Here is a 4,554-nt window from a genome sequence, read left to right as displayed (position 1 = left end):
AACTCACGGTAAACAAAAGGCTTTATGCGAAAGGAAACAAAGCGTCCGGAGAGTTCTCTGGTGAATTCACCTGAGAGAAGCTTTGCGCTGCTTCCTGTGATAAACACAGGGAACTTTACAAGTCTGTTCTCCTGGATAAGCTGCAAGTGAATGAAGGCATGCTTTTGGAGAACATGGCGGCCCAGAATTTAAGAGCGAACGGACGGCGGGCGTACTACCATAAGGAAACCAGCAAAGAAACCAAAAAGACTGTAATGGACATAGATTTTCTCATCCGGGACGGAAATAAGCTGGTTCCGATAGAAGTTACGTCAGGTGAAAAGTCCGGTGAGAAGAAGAGCGTTAAATCATTGACGGCGTTCAAAGAAAAGTTGGCAAAAAGGTTGGAAGAGGCATCGCGCTCCATCACGGAGAGATTCGCCCGGAGGAAAATATTTTGTGGCTGCCATACTATATGGCAGCGGTTCTATAGGACTGTGAGACCAGGGGATACGGAATCATGCATCTTTAGCGGAAACGATTCCTCTTTCTCTTCGGCCGTCTTTCATCTCGGCCTCTTGCTCCTCAGCCATCCTTCTCTTCAGGCAATTGTCCTCCTCGGGAAATTAGCGGATTAATTAAGATCGGCGCCAATGATCCCGACTAATGCTCCCGAAGGCGATGATTCCGAAGGATAGTACACTTGAACTGAATTCGTCCCGGATTCGTTCAGTCAGAGGGATTGCTTTGAAGCCGGGGCGGGTAAAAACGTGAATCGCGTTATCTCCCCGAGCTCCTCCTGTATTTCTGTAAGCTCGAACTTCTGGCACAGGCGCATTATACGCTGGCTTCGGATCATGGTCTTGTTCCCAAAACGCTCTCTGAATGTATTCGGAACATCAAGATGCATTTTCTCTCCGCCCAATGACAGAGCGTACCGGAGCAGCTGGCGGCCGAAGCCTTTTCCCTGAAACAGTCCCTTGATATAAAGGTTATCGATCTTGCTGCCCGTTATCGTGACAATGCCGATGGTCTTATTGCCGAATTGAACAGAAAGCAGCTTGCCGCCATTGCTGACTGAAGACTCAATATTGCTTGCTATCTTATTTTCTTCCTCGGTAAAATGCCTTTCCTGCTCTTCCTTCGATAAGTTTAACAAGTGCAGATTTCTGCCATACCTGTTGGCGCTCCGGCAGATTTCACGCAGCTCTTCATAAGTTCCGTTATATTCGCCGCAGACTATTTCATTGCCCATGGCGGCAAGAAATTCAGAATCAGGATTATTTTGCGGATAGCTGTGTCCGATGAAAATAAGCGTGTCGCTCTTTTCATCAGATCCCGCAGTTATGGGAGCATTGCCGATTAACTGATATTTGCGGCGTTTGAAATAGAGCATTTTGCTTTCGCACGTGAAGCATGAAACAATGCCGCCTTTGTTATCAAGGATTTTTGCCGGCTTAAGCCCATCAAAGTTTATTTCCTTCGGAACGGTATCATAGACCCCGTCAAATAACCGGAAACAGGCCCAGTAGTCTTTGATTTCCGGAACTATCGCCGATGACCAGCTGGCGGTGCAGTCAATGAGCTGCATCAAAATGTATTTGCCGTCAAAAGCGTGAAATTCCTCTTCTGACATGGGCTTCTCGCGATTCATGGTATAGTTCATTCCGGCAGTTTTGAGCTGGAGCGCTATCACGTCGCCGTTTTCAAAAATGCGCTCCTGGTTAATATCGAGCCTGATTTTCTTTTTGGGCGGCAGGGGAGAGGTGAGCTTTTCCCGGAACTTGGCCAGCGTGCGTTTTCTGGCTTTGAGCATTTTTTCGCCGGACTCCGCCCATATGTCGAGGCCGAAGCCGGAGTCGATCATCTTAAGGGCCCGTTCCCTGATCTCATCGGTAAGAATCCCTTTTTTCCACATGTAATCCGCCAGGGAATAAACGTAGTTGCACCATTCTTCCGGATCAGATTCGTCAAACTCATTTTCCCGGACATACTGATCAATTTTTGAGACTGCCTCTTCAGGTTCGTATTTTAGAAAGGCTGCCGGGTATTCCAGCAGCAAATCCTCAGCAGTGTCGTTTCCTGTAATGCTTTCGCTCCATGCTCCCATAAAATAATCTCCTTGCTTCCGCATATACATCAGTTCCGGCTGGAGTGAGTCATGCAGATGATTTGCCTGAATGCAAAAACCGAGCAGTCTCCGGATTTTGACTGCTGGCAGTGTACCCAAAAAGCGTTATTTTGGCTATTTTTGCCTTTTCTGCTAATATTGGATAAGTTCGTTCTGAAGCGGCTGAGAGCCGGCAAGCCCTGCAAAACAGGGCATTTCCCGGCAAATCAAGGCAGTCATAAATTGCTCTTTCGTATGTCACGGCAGCCGGGCAGACTGGCCTGGATGCTTTTCATAACTCCCATTAACCGGGGCATATCTTTTCAGCGCTTCTGGTATGGACTTACCGACCGGCAGCTTCGCACCAAGGTTAAAGAGTTCCGTATCTGCGAAGAAAAGATCCGGCACCTCCCAGATTCAGATAACAGCCTGAATCCGGACGATGGCATAAAGGTTAGCCACGCCGGGTTCCCGGATGGCTGGCAGCGATCAGATAAGGCTTTTCGGTCATGAATACAGAAGAACTCCTTCACGGTGAGTCCGGGAATAGCGTAAACTTCGGAATAGGTTCGGAAAACTTCCGAGTAAACCGTAATCACCGCAATACTTGAACGGCGATGAAGAATGCCTGAAACCACGGAACTTAACAGCTCCTTTTTATTCAGTAAATTCACAGTTTGAAATGTGGAATGTTGGGTATAATGGGCGTGGGTATAATGCGAGACACGCAAAATACTCTCAGCCGTTCAAAAAGAGTAAAATCACGTCGCGGATCAACGTTCCGAATAATACTGTCTCACAGGGAGAAATCTATGACATCACATCTGTTTTCAAAACTGGCGCTTGCAGCAGCCGCAACATTACTTCTGATGACGCCGGTATGCGCATCGGCGGGCACTCAGGCTGAAACACTCGTAAAAAAAATCTATCAGCAAGCTTTTAAAGATAAGAATCTGCCTTCATTCGACAATTATGTTCAGAAATACGGCACCAAGGAATTTGCCAAGATCTGGCAGTGCGGCTCCAACGCCTCGAGCGGCGAAATTCTCTTTGACACTGATCCGCTCTTTTTCTGGACTCAGGATCCCGAAATCAAGCCTAAGGCGTTTGAGATAAAGGGACTTGCAGGAAATAGTTTAGTAACTGTGTCTGTGAAAATGGGCGATGACAGTGATTCAGCGGTTTATGTCATGAGTTGCGACGAGGGCAAGTGCAAAATCAGCGATTTCATTTATTCGTTCGGTTCCGCAAAGTACACAATCATCGAGGCATACCCTAAGTGCATGCCTAAAAACTAAGCCCTCTGCCGCAGACTGCAGAAAGCTGAAACACGGTTTGCTGTAATCAGAGCTTCCGCGTTTGCAGTGTGTTATTTTGCAGAGTTCCGTCATTCGGCATTTTAAAATGCTGATTTCAAAACTTTCGACCTGTGCGGCCATAAAAGTCACCGATGCTATTACTCGGTTTCGGAATTCATTTTATGCCGCCTTTGGCAATTTGCTGCATCATCGCTGGCACAAAACTATGAGTTGTTGCGTATCCTGAAGCAATTCCATTGAATCCCTCCTCCGACTGAGAATCCGGTCTTTGAGGTATTTCGTGCCTCCCTCTTCCGATGAGTCCTGATTGCCTTTTCCGGTGAATCCTGATCCCCTGTTCGGATGCAGACACATTCATCCAGTCAATGCAGGCAGGAACAGAGTTAAGGTTCTGAGGAACAATAATTAAGAAGGGAAGACGCCTGCGGTCCTTCCTGTTTAATGATTAAAGGAGCCCCTTTATCCTAAAACGAAACTCCAACCCCAATATCGTGAAGTTCTGGCTGGCGGTGGATCGGGCGGCGGTGGATAACGCCGTTATGACGGTCATTACCGAACGCACCTCTGCTGAAACGCACGGGCTTAAATTTGCGTGCAAAAGCGGGATGCTGTTTTTATCACCCTCCCCTCAGCCAGAAAGCTCGCCTGCGTGAAGCCTCGCATTGGCATAGCTGGCGGGGAGAGCGTTACCTATGAAGGCATTGGCGCTGCCAAGAAGCTGGAACGCATTGAGAGTTACGGCCTCCAGGCCTGTGGAGAACATCGTCCAGGCAATCTCAAGGGACATTCTCTGCTATGCCATGCAGACCTTACGGCACTGCAGCATCGTGATGCACATACATGATGAGCTGGTTATTGAGGCTGATCCGCGGGTAAGTCTGGAGGCATTGTGTGAACAGATGGGACGTACACCGCCATGGGCAAAAGGACTGATCCTGCAAGCTGCGGGGTACGTTACGAAATTTTACAAAAAGGACTGAGTCAGTCGGCAGCCTGGTCGGTCTTTTGCTGATCAAGTTGTCTTTGATTCAGTTGCCATGGCTGAACATTTTATTTCAGTTTTTTGCCCGCAACGGTGCATTCCTTTTTGCAGAAACAGATGCCGTAGGAATGAACTGCTTTAATATCCTTTCTTTTGAGGTACGG

Annotated in this window: 5 protein-coding genes; 2 read left to right on the top strand and 3 right to left on the bottom strand. The window is 47.8% G+C overall.

Translation table 11 applies throughout. The annotated features are described in order from the left end of the window. A partial coding sequence (locus tag ACJROR_RS04300; RefSeq protein WP_406546018.1) for an AAA family ATPase occupies positions 1 to 146 on the bottom strand: 146 nt, incomplete at its 3' end. On the opposite strand from ACJROR_RS04300, the gene ACJROR_RS04295 reads away from it, so the two are divergent. After that, positions 132 to 617, top strand: a complete 486-nt coding sequence (locus ACJROR_RS04295) for a DUF4143 domain-containing protein (protein ID WP_406546017.1) — start codon at positions 132 to 134, stop codon at positions 615 to 617. The genes ACJROR_RS04300 and ACJROR_RS04295 overlap by 15 nt on opposite strands. Before the next feature lie 95 nt (positions 618 to 712). On the opposite strand, the gene ACJROR_RS04290 is transcribed toward ACJROR_RS04295, so the two are convergent. After that, positions 713 to 2,089, bottom strand: a complete 1,377-nt coding sequence (locus tag ACJROR_RS04290; protein ID WP_406546016.1) for a hypothetical protein — start codon at positions 2,087 to 2,089, stop codon at positions 713 to 715. A gap of 812 nt (positions 2,090 to 2,901) precedes the next feature. Here ACJROR_RS04290 and ACJROR_RS04285 point away from each other — a divergent pair. Then, entirely contained in the window at positions 2,902 to 3,387 is a 486-nt protein-coding gene (locus ACJROR_RS04285) for a hypothetical protein (protein ID WP_406546015.1), read from the top strand. A 649-nt stretch (positions 3,388 to 4,036) separates the two neighbouring features. On the opposite strand, the gene ACJROR_RS04280 is transcribed toward ACJROR_RS04285, so the two are convergent. Then, positions 4,037 to 4,195 (bottom strand): hypothetical protein, encoded by a 159-nt coding sequence (locus ACJROR_RS04280; protein ID WP_406546014.1) that lies wholly within the window; start codon positions 4,193 to 4,195, stop codon positions 4,037 to 4,039. Positions 4,196 to 4,554 lie beyond the last annotated feature (359 nt).

The organism is Succinimonas sp., from assembly GCF_045225735.1.
Classification (GTDB): Bacteria; Pseudomonadota; Gammaproteobacteria; order Enterobacterales; family Succinivibrionaceae; genus Succinimonas.
The sequence above is the reverse complement of the archived record's forward strand: the minus strand, read 5'-3'. Positions and strand labels throughout refer to the sequence as shown.

Excerpts from the sequence above, each read along its gene's own strand:
- ACJROR_RS04285 (WP_406546015.1), top strand. The coding sequence starts at position 2,902 with ATGACATCACATCTGTTTTCAAAACTGGCGCTTGCAGCAGCCGCAACA.
- ACJROR_RS04280 (WP_406546014.1), bottom strand. The coding sequence starts at position 4,195 with ATGTCCCTTGAGATTGCCTGGACGATGTTCTCCACAGGCCTGGAGGCC.
- ACJROR_RS04290 (WP_406546016.1), bottom strand. The coding sequence starts at position 2,089 with ATGGGAGCATGGAGCGAAAGCATTACAGGAAACGACACTGCTGAGGAT.